Source organism: Microbacterium sp. KNMS, from assembly GCF_053851835.1.
The window spans coordinates 1-276 of record NZ_JBSQBP010000099.1 but is presented as its reverse complement, the minus strand read 5'-3'; the positions used below and the strand labels follow the sequence as shown (position 1 = coordinate 276).

Here is a 276-nt window from a genome sequence, read left to right as displayed (position 1 = left end):
GTTAGTACCTGACCAACATCATAGTTATCTGCTACTTCAGCAGCAAAGATATTTAGTATTTGACCAACGACACTATCTGGGGTTGACGGTATTTTCTTGCCAGTTTCTAACTCTAATTCTTCTACTAGTTCATCTCTTATCACAGAGAATGGTTTACTCAACCAACCCTGTGGGGTTACACCATATGACATTCTTCCATCCTTATAAATCTACATTATAGGCTGGTAAGGTAACCACCACTCCAGCTATTGTTTCTATTGTTGCTGTGTACTGAAA

1 protein-coding gene is annotated in these 276 nt (G+C 38.8%); it reads right to left on the bottom strand.

What is annotated here, in order from left to right:
* The coding region (locus ACWXWW_RS18000; protein WP_455971373.1) for a hypothetical protein at positions 1 to 191 on the bottom strand (191 nt) is incomplete at its 3' end.
* Between the last annotated feature and the right edge of the window lie 85 nt (positions 192 to 276).